The sequence below is a fragment of the Pseudomonas sp. QD4 genome, assembly GCF_049199125.1.
Lineage (GTDB): Bacteria > Pseudomonadota > Gammaproteobacteria > Pseudomonadales > Pseudomonadaceae > Aquipseudomonas.
The window spans coordinates 13,154-34,135 of sequence record NZ_JBLZOM010000003.1 but is presented as its reverse complement, the minus strand read 5'-3'; the positions used below and the strand labels follow the sequence as shown (position 1 = coordinate 34,135).

The following is a 20,982-nucleotide window of genomic DNA, read 5'->3' as shown; positions in this document are numbered from 1 at the left end:
CTGAAGGTTTTTGTAAGCGCGTAACGGCCTGTAGGCGCCGGGTTGCGGATGCCCGCTCGCCGGCTCCCGTTTACAGCGCTCAGGATTGAGGCGCGAGGGCGCGGGTGACCTGGCCGATGTTGGTTTCCAGCTCGGTCAGGGGGTCGTCGCTGTCGGTTTGCAGTACCAGCAACTGGCTGCCTGCGGCGCTGATCGCGGCTTTCACGGCGTCGGACGGTTGGCGGTGGTGGAGGACGATGGCCACGTCGTTGTCCTTGAGCTGGGTCTTGAGTTGTTCAAGGGTTTGGGGCGTCCATTCGTTGTCGGGCCGTGCATCGACGCCGATCGACTCCAGGTTGAGCCCGCTGATCAGGTAACCGAAGTGTTCGCTCAAGCTGAACGTGCTGAGGTTATCGGCATCGGCCAGGCGCGCTTCGCTGTCGGCGCTGAGTTTGAGCAGGCGCTGCTTGAGCGCGGCCAGGTTGGCTTCGATCTTCGGTTTGGCCTCGGGGGCCAGGCGCACCAGGTCGGCGGCGAGCACATCGGCCATGCGCCCCAGGTTGTTGCTCGACAGCCAGGGCTGGCTGTTCAGGCCATCGGTCTTGCCCGGTTGCAGGGCGATGCCCGGCAAGGCGCCATCCACCGGCCGCGCGGCGTCGACTTCGACCACATGGATATTGCTGCGCCGGGCGTTGGGGTACAGCGGATCGTCGGGCCAGATCGAGCGCAGGCCAATCACCGCGTCGGCGCTCAGGGCCAGTTTGCTCAGGGCCGGGGCGCCGCGCCCGGTGAAGTAGGCGGTCTGCCGCGAACCCGGGAGGTTGGCCGGTGCTGCCCGCTCCAGCTTGACCGGCGTGCCTTGCAGCAATATCTGCCCCAGGCCGAAGGTCACCGGCAACGAGGCCAGTACGGTGACCGGCTTGCTGGCCGTGGCCGAGTGCAGGGCCGCATTGCCCAGGCCGTTGCTGGCGAGCATGTGCATCGGCTCGAAGCGTTCGACGGCGCCGGCATGGCTGATGCCGAGCCCGGCCAGGGCCAGGGCGACGGTCAGGTGACGCAGGGGAGTGTGCATTGAACGAAGCATTTATCCGATATTCCCTTTCAGACTGGGGACCGTGCCGCGGGCGATGGCGGCGAGGGCGAAGGCGATGCCGGCCACCAGGATGATCGCGGCGCCGGAGGGGATGGGCAGGTCGAACAGGATCGGCGCGAGAATCCCGCACAGGGTGCTGACCGTGGCGATCAACACCGAGATCCAGAAAAAGCCCTTCAGCGACTGGCTTAGCAGGCGTGCGGCAGCGGCCGGGATCACCAGCAGCGCGCCGACCAGGATCGCGCCGATCACTTTCACCGCCGCCACGGTGATCAGAGTCACCAGGATCACGAACAGGTAATCCAGGCTTTTCACCGCCACCCCGCGCACCGCTGCCAGTTGCGGGTTGAAGCTGGCGAGCATGATGCGGTTGTACAGCGGCAGGCTCAGGCCCATGACCAGTGCGCCAACCACGGCCAGCACCAGCAGGTCGTTGCCGTTGACCGTCAGCACCGAGCCGAACAGCACGTTCTCCAGAATGTGCACGTTGATCTTGCCCGCCAAAATCAGCAGCAGGCTGGCGCCCAGGGCCAGGGACACCGAGAGGAACACGCCGATCAGGGTGTCCGGCGCCAGGCCCGTGCGGTTGCGCAGGTAGTTGAGCAGGATGCCGAACAGCAGGCAGTAGCCGAAGAGGCTGCCGTAGGGCCCGGTGTAGGGTTCGCCCAGGAGGATGCCGATGGCGACCCCGGTCAGCGCCGCGTGGCCCACGGCTTCGGAGAAGAACGCAAAGCGCTTGACCACCACCAGGGTGCCCAGGCCGCCCAGCACCGGGCCGATCAACAGGCCGGCGAGCAGGGCGTTGACCACGAAACCGTAGGCCAGGGCTTCGGGTAAATAACCGGAAGAGGCCCAGCCCTGGATCATCAAACGGAAGGCTTCATAACTCATCAGGCAGCACTCCCGCTGACAACGTCGGCAGCGCGCGGGTGGGTGGAAAACAGGGTCAGCAGGCGTTCCGGAGTCAGGGCCTGTTGCGGGTGGGCGTCGAACAGCACGCGACGGTTGAGGCCGGTCACCCGGTCCGCCAGGCGCCCGACCGCTTCCAGGTCGTGCTCGATCCACAGCAGGGTGATCCCGGCGCGGCGCCAGTCGCCCAGCAGGCGCTCGAAGACCTGGATCCCGGCTTCGTCGAGGGCCGACATCGGCTCATCCAGCACCAGCAGTTGCGGGGCCGGGATCAAGCCCTGGGCCAGCAGCACGCGCTGGCGTTCGCCGCCGGACAGCGCGCCCATGCGCCGCTTGCGTTTGTCCTGCATGCCGACCCGCTCCAGGGCTTCGCCGATGGCCCCGGCGTAATGCCGGCTGAGGCCGAGGAACGCCGGGCGGCGCTGGCACATGGCGGCCATGAAGTCGTCGACGGTCATCGGCAGGCCGCGGTCGAATTCCAGGGCCTGGGGCACGTAGCCGATCACCCCCGGTTCGCCCGGCCATTGCAGGCTCAGCTGGCCCTGGTGCGGCATCTGCCCGAGCAGGGTCTTGATCAGCGAGCTCTTGCCGCCGCCGTTGGGGCCGACCAGGGCGTGCACGGTGCCGGGTTGCACGGCAAAACTCACGTTGTCGAGGATGGTGGTGCGGCCCAGGGTCAGGCTGACCTGGGCGAACTCGATGGACGGGCCGCGGGTCAGGGTTTCAATGGCGGTCATGCCCCGGCCTCCTGAATCGCCCGGACCACGGTGTCGAGGTTGCCGGTCATTTCCTTTTCATACTTCTCGGCGCTGTAGTCGCCATAGGAAATATGCGACAGCGGGTACAGCTTGACCCCGGATTCGCGCTGGATGGTGTCGACGTAGGTGGACGGGAAGTCCATCTCGGAGAAGATCACCTTCACGTCCAGTTCACGCAGTTGGTCGATGGTCTTTTTCAGCTGGCTGGGGCTGGGCTCGATGCCGTGGGCCGGTTCGACCACGGCCGTGACTTCCAGGCCGAATTCGCGCAGCAGGTAGTCGTAGGCCGCATGCACCGTGGCCACTCGCAGGTCGGCGTTGGGGGCCTTGGTCAGCTTGGCCAGGGCGTCGGCGCGCATCTGCCGCAGGCGCTTGCCATAGGCACGGGCGTTCTGGGTGTAGGTCTTGGCGTTGTCCGGGTCCATCTTGCCCAGCTCGCGGGCGATGTTGTTGACCTGGGCAATGGAGGCGCTGATGGAGAGGAAGGTGTGCGGGTTGACCACCTTGCCCGCGCCCCGAGCGGCGACACCGGTGGCGGCCAGCAGCGGTACGTTTTCGTTGGCCTCGATCACCGGGATGTCGGGGCGCTCGCTGGCGGCGATCATGCGGTCGGCGAAGTCATCGTGGCCCACGCCGTTGAGCACAATCACGTCCAGGGTGCCGATGCGCTTGATGTCTTCGGCGCGCGGTTCGTAGGCGTGGGGGTTGAAGCCGGCGGGAATCAGCGGCACCACCTCGGCCTTGTCGCCGACGATATTGGCCACATAGCTGTAATACGGGTGCAGGGTGATGCCGATGCGCAGGCGCTTGGCCTGATCGGCCTGGGCCAGGGGCGCCAGCAGCAGGGCCAGCAGGCCGACCAGCAAACCGCGCAGCAGCGGGCGACGTAGAGATGAAATAGGCATGGGCAAGCAGTCTTCTCTCGGGTGAATGCGGAGTTTCAGTGCCGATGCTGGCGGGTCACCCCGGCATCGAATTGCGCGACCACTTGTTTCCAGCCGGCATCGAGCAGGGCCTGGTCACTGAAGTCGGTCGGGGCGGCGAGGGGCTTGCTGCGGTTGAGCCAGATGTCCGGGTTGGTCGGGTCAGCGCCGATGCGCATCACAAACGAGCCCGCCACCTCCGGGTTCTGGCTCAGGCCGACATAGGCCTGGCCGAGCAATTGCCAGGCGTGGTCGCCACGGCTGACCGAGCTGGCGTCCTGGGCAAAGGGCGCGAAACCTTCTGTGGCCAGTTGCGCGGGGCTAGGCAGCGCCTGGGCCTCGGCTTGCAGCAGGTGGATTTCATCGAGGGTCACCCGCAGGTCGGCGTAGATCCCCTGTTCGCCGGCGCTGAGGTCGCGTCGGGCGTCCAGTTGATGACTGTCGACGCTGCTGACGGTCTGCGACTCGCCGCGCAGCAGCGCCACCGAACCGGCCACGGCCAGGATCACCAGGCACAACAGCAGCACGTACAGGGTTTCATGGCCGGCGCCGGCAGGGCGCACGATCTGGGTTGTGGAGGCGCTCATGGGGCCTCGATATCGGCTTGGTCGATTTCCACCACGTGGCCGGGGCCGGCGTCGAACAGCACGTAGAACTCGGACGCCGGCTTCTTGAAGGTCAGTGTCGAGTCGGTGCCCAGCTTGCCCGGGACGAGGATGGTCTCGTCGTAGCCGATCACGTCCAGGGTCACCCCTGGGGCGCCACTGCCGTCGGAGAAGCCGCCGGTGCACTGGATCTGCTCGGCGTCGATGGCCTTGCATTCGCACATCGGGTTGTGGGCCAGGGCATTGCCGCTGAATGCGGCGCCGGCGGCCAGCAGCAGCGCGCTGCCCAGCAGGCGCAGGCGGGAGATGGGTGCGGCGAAGATCATGGTTTGCCTCCTTGTTTGTTCAGCCAGGCAATGGTGGCGGGCGACGCTTGGCTCAGGGGGATGGCGGCCTGGTGCATGCTGCCGTCCCAGCCTTCCATGGTGATCCACAGTTCGGCGTCGGCCTTGGTTTTTTCCGCGACCGGCAAGGTGGCGCCCATGCGGTACGGGGTGCCGAAGAAAATCACCCCGGCGGCGCGCAGGCTGCGCGGTTTGCCGATGCGCAGGTACGTGGCCTTGACCTGATCGATACAGGCCTCGCACAGGGCCGCATTGAAGCTCTTCATGTAGCCGGCCGGGCCGTCGAAGCGCGGTGCTTCATTGCGCAGTTCGGCCAGGCGCAGGCTCCAGGGCCCGACCTGGATTTCCCCGAGTTCCCGTTCGCCCAGGCCGCTGTCACCGCGAAACAGCGCGGCGTCGGCAAAGTACTTGGGCATGAACCCCAGGGGGACCAGCAACAGCAGGATGTTCAGGTGGAAACGCCATTTGTGCCACAGCCGGCTCAGGCCCGAGGTCGGTGTGGTCGTGGTTGCCTGGCTCACAGGTTGCCCTCCGGGGTGTCGGTGTTCATCGCCGGGACAGCCCGGGGCGGGGTGCTGCCACGGGCCGGTTTGTTACTGCGCTTGAGCGCGTGGGCGGTGGCCAGGGCGGTGCGTTTGGTCCAGATCAGCAGGCCGCTGAGGACCATCATGCTCAGCAGCAGGCCGAAGAAGAACCAGATCAGCTTGATCCACAGGCCGCCGAAATCGCCGGTGTGCAGCGGGCGCATGGATTCGGTGACGAACTCCAGGGCGTTGCGGTCCGCCAGCAGGCTGGAGCTGTCCACCGAGCCGGTGTAGGGGTTGATGTTGGCGGTCTGGAACATCAGCGGATACCAGCCGCGGCCGCCAATGTACAAGTGGCTGTAGGCGTTGCTCGGCAGGCTGACGAAGCTGATGTCGAAGCCGGGGATTTTCTGCGTGGCGATGCTGATGGCTTCATCCAGGCCGATCATCGCCGCCGGCTTGCCGTCGGCCGAAATCGGCACGTTTTCGCGGGCGATCACCGGGACGATCGGTTCGCTGGAGATGCTGATGTGGTTGTCGCCCAGAATCGCCCGGATCAGAAACCAGATGCCGGTGATGGAAATCACCGCAATAAACCAGATCGACCACAGGCCGCTCAGGCGGTGGAAATCGCCCCAGAAGATCCGCGCCCCGTGCCTGAAGCGTACGGGCTTGAAGAAGCCTTTCCAGAATTTCTTGTACACCACCAGGCCGGTCACCAGGGACGCCAGCATCGGCAGCCCCAGCAGCGACACCAGGTACCAGCCCCAGCTGTAGCCGTTGGTGAACGGCACCAGCCACCAGCCATGCAGGGCGCGGGTAAAGGCCTGGAAGTCGAACTGCGGGCTGACCCCCTGGATCGCCCCGGTGTACGGGTTGACGTACACCGTGACCGAGCGCCCGTCGGGGTAGTTGATGCCCACATCCAGGGCGAAATGCGCTTCGTCGGGGGTGCTGATGGACTCGACCAGCAGCTGCGGCTCGGCCTGCTTGATGGCCGCGACCACCTGGTCGTAGCTGAGGGCCTGGGCATCATCCGACGGTTTGCTGGCCCGGACATCCGGGTTGGCCAGCCACACGATCTCCTGGCTGACCACCGCCAGGGTGCCGGTGACGCACACGATCAGCACAAAGAACCAGATGGGCAGCGCCAGCCAGCTGTGGACGAGAAACCAGATTTTTGAGCGAGACTTCTTCGACATTGAATGCACGTCTTGATTCGAGGAGTGGAGCCGCTTTGGCAAATTGCCATCATGCCCCGGGCACAAAAAGTGGAGGCACAGGTTTAGCCAACGCGGCCGGCTGCATCTAATTAAGACGAATGAGAATCTTAAAACCCGCAGGTGGATATGAAAGGAAATGTTTCAGAGCCAGCCAGCGGCCCACCGGGCCCCGAGCCTGGGCCAGGCCACAGGGGGCGGGAGGGCGGGTGAGCCGCTAACGGTCAGGCAGGGCGCGGGCGGCGGTGAGGTGCCGCAACGTTCGGGCTCAGGCCTGTTGAAACATCTGCGCTGCGCGCTGGCTGATTTCTTCGTTGCTGAGGTTTTCCTTGCGGCTGGCGAGGAACCACAGGTGGCCGAACGGATCCTTCAGGGTGCCGCTGCGGTCGCCGTAGAACTGGTCCTTGACCTCGGACACCACCTGGCCGCCGGCAGCGATGGCCTGGGCGAACTGCTGGTCGACGTCCTTGACGTACAGGTGCAGCCCTACCGACGGCGAGGCCTGAGGGTTGCTCAAGGGGCCCTGCTCGCAGGGGCTGCCGAGCATGATCGGGCAGTCGCCGATGCGCAGTTCGGCATGGCCGATGCCGCCGTCGGGCATGCTCAGGCGCATGACTTCAACGGCGCCGAAGGCCTTTTTATAGAACTCGATGGCCTCGGCGGCCTTCTGGATGCCCAGGTAGGGGGTGATGCTGGGGTAGCCCTCGGGAATCGGATTCACGCTCATGACGCTTCTCCTGGATCGTGGTGAGTGACGCGGGTGGGCCGGTTTTTCCGGTGGATTCACTATAGGCCCGGGCGTCATTGGCCCTGGTGCGAGCCGACGAGGTGTCGCCCTGGCAACAGTGGCGCGCTGTTGGCCGGGCAACAGTGATCCAGCAGTTTGCTCGCCAGGGCAACCTTCACTGCTGGTCGCACTGGCGCAACTGCTTGAATCCATTGGCTAAAACTTCCGGCATGGAAGCTGCAATGGCCCTGGCAGACCTTTATTCACCCGAGAGCGCTGCATGCCTTCCTTGCCTGAATCTGCCGTTTACCCCATTCATTCGCCCGCTGCCCATGTGATCCGCGACGAGGCCGAAGCCATCAGCGTCGCCGAGCGGGTCGCCGCCGTGCTGCTGGAACAGGACGCCGAGCGCGACCGCAGCCGCGAGGTGCCGGTCGAGGTGGTCGACCTGTATTCCAACAGTGGCCTGTGGGGCATCAGCGTGCCGCGCGAGTTTGGCGGGGCCCAGGTGTCCTACGCGGTCCTGGCACGGGTGATTGCGATCATTTCGGCGGCCGATCCGTCCCTGGGGCAGATCCCGCAGAACCACTACTGCCTGCTGGAGGACATCCGCTTGCAGGGCAGCGCCGAGCAGCAGGCGCATTTTTTCGCCCTGGCCCTGCAAGGCCATCGCTTCGCCAATGCGTTGTCGGAAACCGGCGGCAAGAACGTGCAGGACATCCAGGCCACCATTCGTCGCGAGGGTGACGGCTACCGCGTCAATGGCCGCAAGGGTTACTGCACCGGCTCGCTGTATGCCCACTGGCTGGCGGTACTGGCCCTGGACGAAGAGCAAAAGGGCCAGTTGGCCTTTGTGCCCCGTGGCACCCCGGGGCTTTCGGTGATCGATGACTGGGACAGCATGGGCCAGCGCACCACCTCCAGCGGTACGGTGCTGGCCCAGGACCTGTATGTACCGGCCTTCAACCTGTTTCCCACCTACCGCTCCTATGAAAGCCCGACCCTGGCCGGGCCGTTCGCCCAACTGACCACCGCCGCCATCGACGCCGGGATCGCCCGCGCCGCGCTGCGCGACACTGTGACTTTTGTGCAGCAGCATGCGCGGCCATGGATCGACGCCGGTGTGGAAAAAGCCAGCGAAGACCCGCTGACCATCATTCAGATCGGTGCCCTGGACATCCGCCTGGAAGCCGCCGAGGCCCTGCTGGAACGTGCCGGCCTGGCCCTGGATGCGGCGCGCCCGGTGCCCGATGAAGACAACGTGGGCCGGGCCTCGCTGGCGGTGGCCCGGGCCAAGGTGCTGACCACCGAGATTGCCATCGAGGCCAGCAACAAGCTGTTCGAACTGGGCGGCACCCGCTCGACCCTGAAAAAGCACAACTTCGACCGTCACTGGCGCAACGCCCGGGTGCACACCTTGCACGACCCGGTGCGCTGGAAGTACCACGTGCTCGGCAACTGGCTGCTCAATGGCGTGAAGCCGCCGCGCCACGACTGGTCCTGAGGCACACGTCATGGCTGAGTGGCTGAAGAATATTTACTGGGCCGATATCGGCCAGGCCTGCCTCGATACCCTGAGCATGCTGTTTGCCGCCCTGGGTTTTACCGTGCTGCTGGGGCTGCCCCTGGGGGTGTTGCTGTTTCTCACTGGCAAGCGCCAGTTGCACGAGGCCATTGGCGTCTACCGGGTGCTGTCGGTGATCGTCAACATACTGCGTTCGCTGCCGTTCATCATTCTGCTGATTGTGCTGATCCCCCTGACCACGCTGCTGGTGGGCACCTCCCTCGGAGTGCCCGGGACCATCCCGCCGCTGGTGGTGGGCTGCACGCCGTTTTTCGCGCGCCTGGTGGAAACCGCCCTGCGCGAGGTCGACCGCGGCGTGGTCGAGGCGACCCAGGCCATGGGTGGCAGCACCTGGCAGATCATCCGCCACACCCTGTTGCCGGAAGCCCGTGGCGGGTTGCTGGCGGCCGTCACCGTGACCGCCATCGTCCTGGTGGACTACACCGCCATGGCCGGGGTGATTGGCGGCGGCGGCCTCGGCGACCTGGCCATCCGCTACGGCTACCAGCGTTTCCAGACCGACGTGATGGTGGTCACCGTGGTCCTGCTGCTGGTGCTGGTCCAGGCCCTGCAGATGACCGGCGACCGCCTGGTGGCGCGCTACAGCCGGCGTTGAGCCTTTCCTTTTCAAAACCAAAAAACGGCCTCACGTGCGCCCCACGACGGTCACTCGCCTCTGCCTTAGGAGCACAGCATGAAAAAGTCCCTGGCCATCCTGGCCGCCGTCCTGTCGTTGAGCGTTCACGCCAATGAAAAACTGATCGTCGGTGCCACCCCGGTGCCCCACGCGGAGATCCTCGAATTCGTCAAACCAACCCTGGCCAAGGAAGGCGTGGACCTGGATATCAAGGTCTTCACCGACTTTATCCAGCCCAACCAGCAACTGGCGCTGAAAAACCTCGACGCCAACTATTACCAGTACCGGCCGTTCCTCGATGACTTCAACAAGACCCGCCACACCGACCTGGTGCCGGTGGTGGGCGTGCACATCGAACCCTTTGGCGCCTACTCGACCAGGATCAAGAACCTCTCCGAGTTGAAGGACGGGGCCACGGTGTCGATCCCCAATGACCCGGTGAACACCGGCCGCGCCCTGGTGCTGCTGCACGAGGCGGGCCTGATCAAGCTCAAGGACCCGAGCAACACCCTGGCCACCCAGCGCGATATTGCCGAGAACCCCAAGCACCTGAAGATCCGTGAACTGGAAGGGGCCTTGCTCGCCCGTTCGGTGAGCCAGGTGGACCTGGCGTTTGTCTTCGCCAACTACGCCCTGGAAGCCGGGATCGACACCAACAGCGCGCTGATTGTGGAGAAGGGCAAGGACCTGTACATCGAGTTCCTGGTGGCGCGCCCGGACAACATCAACGACCCGCGGATCCAGAAGCTGGCCAAGGCCTTGAACTCCGATGAGGTCCGGCAATTTATCCTGACCCGCTACAAGGGTCAGATTGCCCCGGGCTTCTGATTTGCCCACTCGGCGCCCGGTGCCCGCCGGGCGTTGTCACAAGGTGCGCAGCTGACGCACGTCGTGCTGCACCAGCGCTTCATCCAGCGCCACTTCCTTGAGCGGGACCGCGCCCACGGCCAGGGCCTTTTCGATGCTCAGGTCATCGCCCTGGGCCGCGAGCAGGGCCTGCAGGCGCTGGAATTCGCCGCACCAGATGGTTTCGATGTCCTGGTCGCGCTGGCTGTCGTGATTGGCGGTCAGCGCCACCGCACGCACTTGCAGCCGGCCATTGTCGGCGCTGCCGCCGACTTCGACGCCATAGCCCGGGGTGGCGGTTTTGCGCAGCACCACCCGGCCCTTGTCGGCCCAGGCCGTGGCCATGCCTTCACGGACTTCGTAGCCCAGGCTGCTCAAGCCTTCCAATACCGCCTGGCGCCGGGCCAAAGCGGCCTGGTGTTGCAGGTGCTCGGCGATCAGTGCGGTGCATTGTTCGATCAGCTCATTGACCCTGTGCGGGTCGTCGGCGGCGCACTGCTGCACCTGGCTGAGCAAGTCCTGGGCCGCTTCGCCGAGCAGGGTCTCGACTTCCGCCGCCAGATCCTGCAACTGGGCCAGGCGCCCCCGGCGTTCGGTGCTGGCGCGGGTGGCCGCGGCCAGTTCCAGCACCAGGCTGTCCAGCAGCAGGTTGCGTTGCAGGCTCCGGTGTTCGCTTTCGATCAACACCAGCTTGGCCAGGTACGGCTCGGCGCTGGCGTCGCTATCGAGGGTCTGCAGGTGGGCGATATGCCGATCGATGTCGAGCAGGCGGGGTTCGCGTTGTTCATGGGCGGCGCGCCACTGGGCCAGGGTCTGGGGCGCGGTGTCGGTTTGCAGGCGCCGGGCCAATTGTTGCTGCGCCTCGCTCAGGCTGCTGTCGACCGGCGTCGCGCTGAGTGCGGCAAAGCCCTCGGCCAGAATGCCTTCGGCCTGTTCGTCCCCTCGGCCGTCTGCCAGGGCGTGCAGTTGCTCCAGCAGCGCGGCCGGCGCCTCTTTGCCTTGCAGGGCCTTGAGCAGGGTCGCCGCGTTTTCCCGCAGGCGCCGCTGCCATTGCCGCTGCTCGGCAGCGCGTTGCACCGCGCGCTCTTCGCGTTGGGCCAGGTCACGCTGGAGAAACTCGATCTCGATCGGCACCAGGGTTTGCAGTTCGCGTAACTGGTCGGCGTCGATCAGGCGTCGCAGTTGATCGCGACGGGCATAGGTCGCGGCCTGTTCGTCGGCGTTGAGCTCACCGATCCGTGCAGCTTGCTGCTCCCAGCGGGCGATGGCTTTTTCCAGGCGGCGCAAATGGCCGGCGCAGATCTCGAGGACTTCTTCGCGGGTAATGATGCGTACGACTTTAGGGCCGCTCATGGGGTGTCTTCCGTGTCGAGGAGGGGCTGCACTGCGTCCGGCTCGGCGACTATGGCCGGGGCCGGGGCCACCAATGGCGGGGCCACGACCGGCTGGCTCAGGGCGCGTTCGATGGCGGCTTGCAGGCGGGCGCGCTCGGCGTCGCCATCCTGGTACCAGCCCTGGGACGAGACCCGGTGGATATGGGGAATGGCCCGGCGCAGCACCGATGGCCGCCAGATCTCCCGCGAACGGGCGCGGCCGAGCAGGGCGTGGCGCGGGGTGTCGCATTCGATGCCGATGGCGTACAGCCCGGTGGCCGGGTTTTCGATGGCGAAATCCAGGCCGAAGGCATCGCCTTCATTGGCCGGCGCTGCGGTCCAGCCCAGGGTTTGCACAAAGGCCGCCACGGCCTGGGTAAAGCCGTCGCTGTGGGCGCTGTGTTGCAGGCGCACTTCCGGGCGCTCGGTGAGCAGGCGCCCGAGTACGTTCTGGCTGGTGCTGAATTCCCCGGCCGACAGCGCCCGGGCGTATTCCAGGTAGCCCTGCAGGTAGTCCCGGGGGCTGGCCGGTGGGCGCTGGGTGCTGAGCATGTCGGAGATGTCGGCAATCGGCATCGAGGTGATCATCACCACTTTTTTCCGCGCCCGGGTCACCGCCACGTTGAGTCGGCGCTCGCCGCCGGTCTGCCCGAGCACACCGAAGTTGCGGCGGAAACTGCCCTGGCTGTTACGGCCGAAGGTCGAAGAGAAAACAATGATGTCGCGTTCGTCACCCTGGACGTTTTCCACGTTCTTGACGAACACCGACATGTCTTCGCCGTCTTCGCTGCGCTCACGTTCCTGGCTGTAGGCGGCGCGGAATACCGGGTCGAGTTCGGCGCGGCGTTCCAGGCATTCCTCGATCAGGTCGGCCTGCTTGCGGTTGAAGGTCACCACGCCCACCGACGGCCGCTCGTCGTACGGCGTCAGCCACAGCTGGGCCAGGTGCTCGACGACGCGCTCGGCTTCCAGGGGGTTGCTCTGCTGCTGGTAGATGCCGTCGACACGAATCAGCTCCAGGGGCTTGATGCTGAGGATATTGGCCTGGGGATGGCGCACCGGAATACTCAGGCGGTTGCCATAGAACGAGGCATTGGAGAAACCGATCAGCTCGCGGTAGGCCGAGCGGTAGTGGATCTGCAAGGTGGTGGCCGGCAGCGAACTGCGGGCCAGTTGCAGCAGGTCCGGGCAGTCCTTGATCTCGCGCCGGTTCCAGGTGTCTTCGAATTCTTCGCGCTGTTCTTCGCTGTCCTGGTCTTGCGGCAGGTCGCCGTCGAACAGTTCGGCTTCGTCGCTCTCGACCCGGCTGGAGAAAAACGCGGTCGGCGGCATTTGTTTTTCATCACCGCTGACCACCGTCACCCGCCCGCGATACAGGGTCGGCAGGGCGAACTCCACCGGCATCTGCGAGGCCTCGTCGTAGATCACGATGTCGAACAGCCCGGGCTTGAGCGGCAGCACCCTGCTTGCCACATCGGGGTTCATCAGCCACACCGGACGCAGGCTCATCAGGCCCAGGCTCGAGCCCATCTCGATGAATTCCCGCAGGCGCCGCGAACGGCGGCCTGTCAGGCGCGTCACGTCTTCCCATTGCTTGCGCGTGCCCAGGCGTGCGGCGTCGATGCCCTCGCTGAGCAACTGGCGATTGAGCAGGCGCATCTGCGCGTCGGCTTCGGCCAGGCTGGCGATTTTTGCGGCGGTTTCGCTTTGCTCCAGCATCAGCTCCGGCAGTTGCTGCTCCATGCGCCGTTTCCAGCCCAGGCGCGCTTCGCGGTTGAGCATGCGCCGGATCAGCGCCTCCAGTTGTTCGGGCGGCACGGCATCGAGGGCCGCTTGCTGCTCGCGCAATACGCCAAGCAGTTCAAGGTCGGCGGCGGACAGTTGGCCGACCCGGGTCCGGAACTGCTGATAGGCCGCCAGCGTCGGCAGCGCAGCCTCCAGGCGGTTGAGGATCAGCAGGTTGCTCTGGTTCTGCTGCACCGCGCCTTGCAACTGTGCCAGGAGCGGCGGTTCCAGCCAGTCCCCCAGGCGTTGCAGGGCGGCCAGGCTCAGTTGGCGCACATTGCAGCGAATAAAGGCCGCGTCGTAACCAGCGAGCAAGGCTTCCAGGGACTGCCGCTCGCCGGTGAGGATCGCGGCGTCCACCTGGTCGACCCGGGGTGCTTCGGCCAGGCCCCGGGCCAGGGCGCGCATGTCCTGCAATTGCCGCAGGTCATTGCGCACCAGCGGGTGCAGGGCCAGGCCGCTGTCGCTGGCCACTTCGCCCAGGCCCAACACCTGGTGCAACTGGCCGAGCTGGTGGCGCAGCGGACGCCACTGGCTTTCCAGCAGGGCGGCGTTGAGCAGGGCCGGCAGCCGTTGTTCGCTGGCGCTTTCCCCCTGTTCGGCGAGGAAGCCCAGCACCTTGCTGCGGCGCACCAGGCGCAAGGGGTTGAGCCGGGCCAGCCAGGAAGTGCCCTGGATCAGGCTGCGGGTGCGGTTCTGCAAGGCCCGCAGCTCGGCCGGTGGCAGGCTGCCGAGGGCCGGCGACAGGCTGGCCTGGTAATGGGCCGGGTCGCACTGCTGCAATTGCAGGTCCAGTTGTTCCAGGGCCTGGATCAGGCCATCGCCCTGGGGCGTTTCGCCGCCGTGGCTGCGAAACAGCGGCAGCCAGCGGGCCAGCAGGTGGCGATGACTGTCGTCGAGGCCGAGCAGGCTTTGCACATGGCCATCGAGCCAGGCGCGATAGGGCGCCGGGTCCTCGACTTCAAAGCTTGCCGGGTGGCTGTCCAGGGTTTGCAGGCGCGTGCGTTCGGCTTCCTGAAAGCTTCGCAGGCTGCTGTCGAAGGCTTGCAGGCTGGCCTTGTCGGTGGGGAAGGCCTGGACCTGGGCGAGCACGCTGTTTTCGTAACGTGCCGGCAACCACAGCCGGGCCAGGGGCGCGCAGGCTTCTTCCAGGCGCGTCAGGTCGGCAATGTCCAGGGCCGCCAGGCGCTGGCGCAGCACCGGCATGTCCAGCGGCGCGGTGCCTTGTTCGAGGCCGATCAGCTCGCCGAGCAGGGTCCGGTAGCTGAGGCCGGTGTGTTCATCGAGACGGTGCAGGCTCTGGTGGAAACGATCCAGCTCGCCTTCCAGGGCTTCGATGCGCGCCGCCAGGCGTTCGCGCTGGCGCAACCAGGGCTGCTCCACCACCTCGACCTTGAACAGTGCCTCCAGTTGTTCGCGCACGCTGCGGATCACCGGTTCGCGGTCGCGGTTGATGTCGTTGAGCATGACGATGCGGTTGCCCAGGCCTTCGGCCACCAGGCGTTTGTGCACCACTTCCAGGGCCGCGTGCTTCTGGCAGACGATCAGCAGGCTGCGCTGGCGGCCAATGGCGTCGGCCACCATGTTGACGATGGTCTGGCTCTTGCCGGTGCCGGGCGGACCTTCCACCAGCAGCCCGGGGGCTTGCCGGGCCTGGAGCACGGCGGCTTCCTGGGACGGGTCGCTGGCCACGGTGAAGAAGCGTTGCAGTTCCGGCACCGCCTCCATGGCCGGCGCCTGGGTGCTGCCCTCGGTCAGGCGCAGGGCGGTTTCCAGGCCGGTGCCGCCGGGGGGCAGGGCCTTGAGCTGGCGCAGGTCTTCGCCGATGGCCTGGCCCATGAAGGCCACATGGAACAGCACCGCGGAGCAGGCCAGTTGATCCTGGTAGGCGACCACCTCGGTGGTGGCCGGCGGCAGTGCCCCCAGCACCCGCGAACGGGCGGTGGCCAGCATGCCGAAGGCGTCCATCACGTCGGCCGCCTTGAGCGCCGAGCGCCCCAGCAGCTCGTCGGCGGCCTTGCGCCAGACCTTGCTGGCGTCGATCCCGAGCAGGGTTTCCAGGCCCGGGTTGAGCCGCACCTCTTCGCGTTCGCTGTCGAACACCAGGGACACCTGGCCACGGCTGCCGACTTCCAGCAGCAGCTTGACCGGCCACAGCAGCAGCGGGGCGATGCGGGTGCGGGTGGTGCCGCGCGGGTCGCGGGTCAGCAGGAACGGAAAGCCCAGGTACAGCCCGTCGATCCCGGTGTCGCGCTTATACAGCGAGCTTTGCCGGTACAGGCTGTTCAGGCGCCCCTCTCGCCCTTCGTCGCTGGCGAAGCAGGCCGGGTCCAGGGCAATCGGCTGCGCGTTGCGCGCCACCAGGTGATCCAGCAGGGCCGGGGCCGGGCTGCGTTCGCTGTGCAGTTCGTGGAGGTCGACCCGGGCCGTGGTCTTGCCGATGCTCATGCGCACCAGCGGCCCGCGCATGACCACGCTGGCAACCTTCTTCTCAAAGAAATCCAGGATCTGCGACACGTAATGCTGCTTTTGCGGCTCCAGCCATTGCTCGGCCGGGATCGCCAGTAGCACCAGGGCCCGGGCCAACGGCATGCGCCGCTCCAGGCGGAACTGCTCGGCCCACTCATCGATACTCGGCACGCCACAGCGGGCAAAGCCGCTGATGCGCTCGTCGACGCTGCGGTAAATGGACGACCGTGGCTGCGCCAGCAAGCTGCGCGCCGCTTCGTCTTCATAGCTCAGCACCACCGCGTCCCGGGCCAGTTGCGCGGCTTCCTCGAGGATCGCGTCCACCGAACGGAACTGGCCGATGGCCGCACTGAGCAGCACGATCAGGTCTTCTTCGCTGATCAGGCGCCGGTCCGACAGTGACAGCACGCCGTGGTGCTCGCTGTCGGGCAGCAAGCGCTGACGCTCTTCCCACTGCGCCGCCAGGCGCGCGCGGGAGGTCGAGAGCAGGTAGATCCGCAGCTGGTCTTCGTCCAGTTCGATGGATTGATGCTGGGCGCGCTGGCGTACCTGTTCGGCGCGTACCTTGAGCCGCGACAGCCAGTGTTCGGTCTCCAGGCGTTCCAGCAGGTCGGGGGCCGGGCCGCTGATCAGGCGATAACCGTCCAGGGGGTGTTCCAGCAGCCAGCCCGGGGTGACGATGTCACCGCGCTGGATCAGCGGCATTTCCGGGTTCAGCAGCTTGAGCGCGAGCATCAGCCGCACGTCATCTTCCAGGCCTTCGTGCTGGGCCACCTGGCGCAGGCCGGCCAGCAACTTGGGCGCCAGGCCGGCCTGTTCGGCCCAGGTCACGATCACGCCGCGCAGCAGGTGGTCCAGGGCCTGGTCCCAGTGCTGCGCTTCGGCGGCGGCCAGGGCAAACAGCCGGGGCTTGCGAAAGCGCCGGCTGTCCAGGGCGATGATTGCGCCTTCGGCGGTATCTTCCTCGGCGGCCGTGGCGGCGGGGGCGCTGACCGCCTCGCCATTGAGCCAGGCCTGGACCTGCGGCCATTGCCAGCGCTGGTGGCGGTCACGGGCCAGCAGGCCGCGCAGCAGCAGGTCGAGTTGCGGGTCGAGATCCTCGGGCAACAGCACGCCGTTGGCCAGGATATGGATCAGGTAGGCATTGGCGTTGATGCCTTCAAAGCAGGCGCCCTGGGTCAGTTGCTCGAGCAGGATCATGCCCAGGCTCCACCAGTCCGACGCTGCGGCCACGCCGCCGGCAATCGCCTCGGGGGCCATGTAGCGGCTGGTTTCCAGGGGCGAGACGATGTCCAGGTCGAATTCCGACAGGCGCGCCGAACCGAAGCCGCTGATCACCAGGTCCAGCGGCTCGCGGCTGCGTACCAGCAGGGTCGCCGGGCGCAGGTCGCGGTGGCGCAGGCCGGCTTCGCTGAAGGCATGCAGGGCCTGGCCCAGCTCGCGGACGATGTGCTGCACCGCGCTGACATCAGTGACCACGATCCCCAGGTCGGCCAGGGTGCCGCCGGTGAGTTCTTCGGCCACTTCATAGGCGCGTTCGTCCCAGCGCCCGGTGGCGATGATTTCCGGCACGTGCTCGCGGGGCAGGCGCTTGAGCACTTCGTACACTGCCGGGTCCGGCTCGGAGCCAGCCTGGTACAGGGTCAGCACCGCTTGGCGGGCGCTGTCCAACTGCTCGGCCATGAACCGTTCGCGCACGCCGGTGCTGCTGATCTGGCGCAGCAGGCGCCAGCCGTCGATCACGGTTTCGCCGCTGGCGGCAGCCGGTTCCGGGGCCGCCACCGGCGCCGGGTCGGTGACGGGGTCGGCGCTGGCCGGGTCGGCGCCGCACTCCAGGCACATGATGTCGCCGGGGTCCATGGGGTGCCCGGCGGTGCAGTGCAGGCCAATGGGCGCGGCGTCCAGAGTCTGCTGCTGGGCCAGCAGTTCCTGGGTGATCACCGGTTGCGGGTGCCAGCCGTCCGGGTGGATGGCCTCGGCGGAAAGCTCCCAGCCACAGGGCCGGTCATCCGGCAGCTGGCCTTCGCAAAAGATTTCCGCCAGCGGGCGTGCGGTCTGGCAATTGGGGCAAAAACGTATCATCGGTGGCAATTCCGGTTAACGGCGGCGTGAGGTATGGGCGCTGATCTGGAGTTGGTGACCCTGCTCGTGCAACAGGTCGCGCAGTTGCAACAAGTCGTCACGGCGAGGGATGCCGGCCATCCAGATGCTGCCATCGTCATCGAACATAAGGTCCAGAGCCCGGTCGTCCGCCTGCAATGGGCGCTCGTAGGCACTCAGGCGTTGCCGACCCAGCTCAGTGAAAAAAATCAGGCGTTGGTTATCGCTGCCGCGTAAGACCCGCGTTTGCGCCTGTTGTTGCTCGAACGGGTCGCATATCAGTGCATCGAGCAAACCCTCGGCGCGTTGCAGCAACGGTTGCAGGGTTTCCAGCGGGTGGCCGCTGTACACCAGGATATCGACCCGGGTGCGCTGGCGCAGCGCACCGAGCAGGGCCAGCAGGGCGTCGGGCTGGTCGAACGGCTCGCCGCCGGAGAGGGTGATGCCCTCGGCCTCGGCCAGCCACGGCTGGATATCGTCCAGCAGTTGCGCCAGGGCCAGCGGCCGTTTGCCGGGGCCCCAGGTGTCGGCGGAGATACAGCCGTCGCAGCGGATGCTGCAGCCCTGGAACCAGATGCCCAGGCGCCGACCCGGCCCGAGGGTGGTGACCGGGAAATGCACCCGCGACAGGCTGATATTCACAGGGTACGGCGTTCCAGCAGCAGGCCTTCGGCGTTCAGTTGGCTGATCTGGAAGTGCTCGCCGGGTTGCGCATCCTGGTCGAACAGAGCCCGGGCCAGCGGGTTGAGCAGGTGCGCCTCGAGCTGGTTGCGAATGCCCCGGCCGCCGTTGGACAGGTCATGCAGGCACAAGTCGCGCAGGCTTTGCAGGGAGCCGGCGTCCAGTTCGATATGCAGCGCCTGGGCCGTGAGGTCGGCCAGGGTATTGCCGACCATCTGGTGAAAGATCTCGCCGGCCACGTCCTCACGGATGAAATCGAAGACGATGATGTTCTCGCCGATGCGGTTGAGGATCTCCGGACGGTTGAGCACCAGTTTGAAGTAACGCTCGATTTCCCCCAGGACCTTGCCCTGGACCACCGGGAAGGTTTCCCCCGGCAGTACGTTGGCCACCCGCTCGCCGTTCTCGCCCTGGCGGTAGATGCCGAGGTTGGAGGTGAAGACAATCAGCGCCTCGGAAAAGTACACCCGGTCGCCCCGGCCCGAGGTGAGCACACCGTCGTCGAGGATTTGCAGAAACTTGTCGAGGATGCGCGGGTGGGCTTTCTCGATTTCATCGAACAGCACCACGCTGAAGGGTTTTTCGCGGATGGCATTGGTCAGTTCGCCACCGACGTCATAACCGACATAACCCGGGGGCGCGCCCACCAAGCGCTGGTCGGCATGTTCGGCGCTGAATTCCGACATATCGAAGCGTATGTACGCGCTTTCATCACCAAACAGCAGGCTGGTCACGGTCTTCGCCAGTTCGGTCTTGCCCACCCCGGTGGGGCCGGCGAGAAAGGCCACGCCCCGGGGTCGATTGCCCTTGCGGCTGGCGCCAACGCCGGTCATGGCGCGCTTGACGATATCCAGCATGTGGGTCACGGCATGGCTCTGGCCCTTGACCCGCTGGCGGATGAAGTCGTCGGCCTGGCGAATCCGCTGGCGGTCGATCTTCAGCCACGGGTCTTCGGTGACCCCGACCTTGTAGCGCCGCACCGCATCGCCGATGCGCTCCAAGGCCAGGCCTTCGACCCGGGCCAGTTGGGCGATGGCATTCAGGTCGAGGAGCAGCAGGCCTTCGGTGTTTTCGGCAAAGTCGCGGGCGGCTTTGTGCTGGGTTTCCTCGCTGGCTTCCTGGCCGCCGGCAAGGCCGCGCAGCAAGGCCGGGGCCAGGGCCAGGCGCGCTTGCTGGTCGGGTTTGGACACCGGGATATGGCGCAGGCGAGGGTTGTCGATCAGCATCCAGTCCGGCAGGTCGCCTTCTTTTTCCACCACCCAGAGAATGCTGTTGAAGAACGGTTTGCGCTGCTCGCCGGCCGGGCGGCCCCGGGCCTGGTGGGACAGCACCAGGGCCTGGGTGAAGAGTTGGTGTTCGGCCGGGGTCAGGGCGTCGTTGCGAATGACCAAGCGCGAGGCAAAATCGACAATCAGCGCCAGGGGCTCGCCGGGGCGATTGACCAGGCGCTGCAAGGTGGCGCTGAGCAGGTCGGTGCCGGCTGGCGCGGCGCCTTCCACCGGGGTCAGGCCCAGTTCGCGCAGCAGGGTGTCGGCAATGGCCGGATCGGCCCCGGGTGGCTGCAACACGCGAAACCCGGCCAACGGGTCCCAACTGATGACCTGGCTGTAGCCGGCCGCCAGCAGTTCGTCGCGCAGGTTGAGGTTGAAAGTCTGGGGCGTGATGACCCCGGGCGCGACTTCGCTGGCCTGCAGGTCGCGGACATTGCCAGACAGCACGAACTGACTTTTAAGGGGCAGGAAACGCAGTAGGTCGCGCAGCCAGCGCGGCTTTTCGAAGGAGGCAATCCGTGGCATGGAAGGGTGCTCAATGTAGGAGGCAGTTGCGGACATTAGCATAGGGTCGATTTTACTGACGACGGCCTACGGCCTGTTCCTACGTACTCGGCAGATTTCTTAACCTTCTCGGTCACCAGCCCCGCTTAATCCTGGAGGTGCGCCCCCGGTCCGCGCTCGCCCAGCACGTCACCAAAATTGCGCAGCGGGCAGGCTTCCATGGACAGGCAGCCACAGCCGATGCAGCCATTGAGCTGGTCGCGCAGCCAGATCAGTTTGCTGATGCGCTCGTCGAGGTCATTGCGCCACTGGGCGGAAAGATTTTTCCAGTCCGCTGCCGTGGGCGCCCGGCCATCGGGCAACGCCTGCAAGGCTTCGCCGATGGTGGCCAGCGGGATGCCCAGGCGCTGGGCGATCTTGATCAGCGCCACCCGGCGCAGCACCTCGCGGTGGTAGCGGCGCTGGTTGCCTGCATTGCGATTGCTTTTGATCAGGCCCTTGGATTCGTAGAAGTGCAGGGCGGTGACTGCCACGCCGCTGCGCTCCGAGAGTTGGCCGACGGTCAGTTCCTTGTGGATGTTGTCGCTGCAGATCATGGACGGCCCCGGATAAAAAAGTGACTTGACCTCTAGTTAACTCGAGGTTTTACCCTGCGCACCTTCGAATCGCA

General features: G+C 66.1%; 17 protein-coding genes. 3 read left to right on the top strand and 14 right to left on the bottom strand.

The features are described 5' to 3' along the window. Positions 1–79: 79 nt before the first annotated feature. From ACOZJV_RS20400 to ACOZJV_RS20360, 9 genes are all read right to left on the bottom strand, one after another. On the bottom strand, positions 80–1,051 hold the full coding sequence (locus ACOZJV_RS20400) for a metal ABC transporter solute-binding protein, Zn/Mn family (protein WP_421548584.1): 972 nt from the start codon (positions 1,049–1,051) through the stop codon (positions 80–82). A 12-nt stretch (positions 1,052–1,063) separates the two neighbouring features. After that, positions 1,064–1,963, bottom strand: a complete 900-nt coding sequence (locus ACOZJV_RS20395; RefSeq protein WP_020299759.1) for a metal ABC transporter permease — start codon at positions 1,961–1,963, stop codon at positions 1,064–1,066. After that, positions 1,963–2,718, bottom strand: a complete 756-nt coding sequence (locus tag ACOZJV_RS20390) for a metal ABC transporter ATP-binding protein (protein WP_421548348.1) — start codon at positions 2,716–2,718, stop codon at positions 1,963–1,965. The genes ACOZJV_RS20395 and ACOZJV_RS20390 overlap by 1 nt, the downstream gene beginning before the upstream one ends. Continuing rightward, positions 2,715–3,644: a metal ABC transporter substrate-binding protein gene (locus ACOZJV_RS20385; protein WP_020299761.1), complete on the bottom strand. Its 930-nt coding sequence runs from the start codon at positions 3,642–3,644 to the stop codon at positions 2,715–2,717. Before ACOZJV_RS20385 ends, ACOZJV_RS20390 begins: the two co-directional genes overlap by 4 nt. A gap of 35 nt (positions 3,645–3,679) precedes the next feature. Beyond that, positions 3,680–4,249 carry a DUF6162 family protein gene (locus ACOZJV_RS20380; RefSeq protein WP_020299762.1) on the bottom strand — a complete coding sequence of 190 codons (570 nt, stop codon included), beginning with the start codon at positions 4,247–4,249 and terminating at the stop codon, positions 3,680–3,682. Then, positions 4,246–4,593: a hypothetical protein gene (locus ACOZJV_RS20375; protein ID WP_020299763.1), complete on the bottom strand. Its 348-nt coding sequence runs from the start codon at positions 4,591–4,593 to the stop codon at positions 4,246–4,248. The genes ACOZJV_RS20380 and ACOZJV_RS20375 overlap by 4 nt, the downstream gene beginning before the upstream one ends. Beyond that, positions 4,590–5,132: a hypothetical protein gene (locus tag ACOZJV_RS20370; protein ID WP_020299764.1), complete on the bottom strand. Its 543-nt coding sequence runs from the start codon at positions 5,130–5,132 to the stop codon at positions 4,590–4,592. The genes ACOZJV_RS20375 and ACOZJV_RS20370 overlap by 4 nt, the downstream gene beginning before the upstream one ends. Next, positions 5,129–6,337, bottom strand: a complete 1,209-nt coding sequence (locus tag ACOZJV_RS20365; RefSeq protein WP_020299765.1) for a PepSY-associated TM helix domain-containing protein — start codon at positions 6,335–6,337, stop codon at positions 5,129–5,131. Before ACOZJV_RS20365 ends, ACOZJV_RS20370 begins: the two co-directional genes overlap by 4 nt. Before the next feature lie 286 nt (positions 6,338–6,623). Continuing rightward, positions 6,624–7,082 (bottom strand): VOC family protein, encoded by a 459-nt coding sequence (locus ACOZJV_RS20360; protein ID WP_078470605.1) that lies wholly within the window; start codon positions 7,080–7,082, stop codon positions 6,624–6,626. A 280-nt stretch (positions 7,083–7,362) separates the two neighbouring features. Between ACOZJV_RS20360 and ACOZJV_RS20355 the strand changes: the two genes are divergently transcribed. The 3 genes from ACOZJV_RS20355 (at position 7,363) to ACOZJV_RS20345 (ending at position 10,111) form a co-directional block, all read left to right on the top strand. After that, positions 7,363–8,586, top strand: a complete 1,224-nt coding sequence (locus tag ACOZJV_RS20355; protein ID WP_421548347.1) for an SfnB family sulfur acquisition oxidoreductase — start codon at positions 7,363–7,365, stop codon at positions 8,584–8,586. A gap of 10 nt (positions 8,587–8,596) precedes the next feature. Next, complete coding sequence (locus ACOZJV_RS20350) at positions 8,597–9,262, top strand: methionine ABC transporter permease (protein WP_020299768.1); 666 nt, start codon at positions 8,597–8,599, stop codon at positions 9,260–9,262. 78 nt (positions 9,263–9,340) lie between these two features. Further along, the gene (locus ACOZJV_RS20345) at positions 9,341–10,111 is read left to right on the top strand and encodes a MetQ/NlpA family ABC transporter substrate-binding protein (RefSeq protein ID WP_421548346.1); all 771 of its coding nucleotides are present in this window, start codon (positions 9,341–9,343) and stop codon (positions 10,109–10,111) included. Positions 10,112–10,147: 36 nt separating this feature from the next. On the opposite strand, the gene ACOZJV_RS20340 is transcribed toward ACOZJV_RS20345, so the two are convergent. From ACOZJV_RS20340 to soxR, 5 genes are all read right to left on the bottom strand, one after another. Then, a complete protein-coding gene (locus tag ACOZJV_RS20340) occupies positions 10,148–11,482 on the bottom strand; it encodes a hypothetical protein (protein ID WP_421548345.1) in 1,335 nt (444 codons plus the stop codon). Next, positions 11,479–17,838: an AAA domain-containing protein gene (locus ACOZJV_RS20335; RefSeq protein ID WP_421548344.1), complete on the bottom strand. Its 6,360-nt coding sequence runs from the start codon at positions 17,836–17,838 to the stop codon at positions 11,479–11,481. Before ACOZJV_RS20335 ends, ACOZJV_RS20340 begins: the two co-directional genes overlap by 4 nt. Before the next feature lie 15 nt (positions 17,839–17,853). Beyond that, positions 17,854–18,498 (bottom strand): 4Fe-4S cluster-binding domain-containing protein, encoded by a 645-nt coding sequence (locus ACOZJV_RS20330; protein WP_421548343.1) that lies wholly within the window; start codon positions 18,496–18,498, stop codon positions 17,854–17,856. Then, a complete protein-coding gene (locus ACOZJV_RS20325) occupies positions 18,495–20,375 on the bottom strand; it encodes an AAA family ATPase (protein WP_102047905.1) in 1,881 nt (626 codons plus the stop codon). The genes ACOZJV_RS20330 and ACOZJV_RS20325 overlap by 4 nt, the downstream gene beginning before the upstream one ends. Before the next feature lie 83 nt (positions 20,376–20,458). Continuing rightward, positions 20,459–20,908, bottom strand: coding sequence for a redox-sensitive transcriptional activator SoxR (gene soxR / locus ACOZJV_RS20320; protein ID WP_421548342.1), 450 nt, complete (start codon positions 20,906–20,908; stop codon positions 20,459–20,461). Positions 20,909–20,982 lie beyond the last annotated feature (74 nt).

Bases quoted from the DNA above. Each gene is read 5' to 3' on its own strand.
- ACOZJV_RS20400 (WP_421548584.1), bottom strand. From the start codon at position 1,051: ATGCACACTCCCCTGCGTCACCTGACCGTCGCCCTGGCCCTGGCCGGG.
- ACOZJV_RS20395 (WP_020299759.1), bottom strand. From the start codon at position 1,963: ATGAGTTATGAAGCCTTCCGTTTGATGATCCAGGGCTGGGCCTCTTCC.
- ACOZJV_RS20390 (WP_421548348.1), bottom strand. From the start codon at position 2,718: ATGACCGCCATTGAAACCCTGACCCGCGGCCCGTCCATCGAGTTCGCC.
- ACOZJV_RS20385 (WP_020299761.1), bottom strand. From the start codon at position 3,644: ATGCCTATTTCATCTCTACGTCGCCCGCTGCTGCGCGGTTTGCTGGTC.
- ACOZJV_RS20380 (WP_020299762.1), bottom strand. From the start codon at position 4,249: ATGAGCGCCTCCACAACCCAGATCGTGCGCCCTGCCGGCGCCGGCCAT.
- ACOZJV_RS20375 (WP_020299763.1), bottom strand. From the start codon at position 4,593: ATGATCTTCGCCGCACCCATCTCCCGCCTGCGCCTGCTGGGCAGCGCG.
- ACOZJV_RS20365 (WP_020299765.1), bottom strand. From the start codon at position 6,337: ATGTCGAAGAAGTCTCGCTCAAAAATCTGGTTTCTCGTCCACAGCTGG.
- ACOZJV_RS20360 (WP_078470605.1), bottom strand. From the start codon at position 7,082: ATGAGCGTGAATCCGATTCCCGAGGGCTACCCCAGCATCACCCCCTAC.
- ACOZJV_RS20355 (WP_421548347.1), top strand. From the start codon at position 7,363: ATGCCTTCCTTGCCTGAATCTGCCGTTTACCCCATTCATTCGCCCGCT.
- ACOZJV_RS20350 (WP_020299768.1), top strand. From the start codon at position 8,597: ATGGCTGAGTGGCTGAAGAATATTTACTGGGCCGATATCGGCCAGGCC.
- ACOZJV_RS20345 (WP_421548346.1), top strand. From the start codon at position 9,341: ATGAAAAAGTCCCTGGCCATCCTGGCCGCCGTCCTGTCGTTGAGCGTT.
- ACOZJV_RS20340 (WP_421548345.1), bottom strand. From the start codon at position 11,482: ATGAGCGGCCCTAAAGTCGTACGCATCATTACCCGCGAAGAAGTCCTC.
- ACOZJV_RS20335 (WP_421548344.1), bottom strand. From the start codon at position 17,838: ATGATACGTTTTTGCCCCAATTGCCAGACCGCACGCCCGCTGGCGGAA.
- ACOZJV_RS20325 (WP_102047905.1), bottom strand. From the start codon at position 20,375: ATGCTAATGTCCGCAACTGCCTCCTACATTGAGCACCCTTCCATGCCA.
- soxR (WP_421548342.1), bottom strand. From the start codon at position 20,908: ATGATCTGCAGCGACAACATCCACAAGGAACTGACCGTCGGCCAACTC.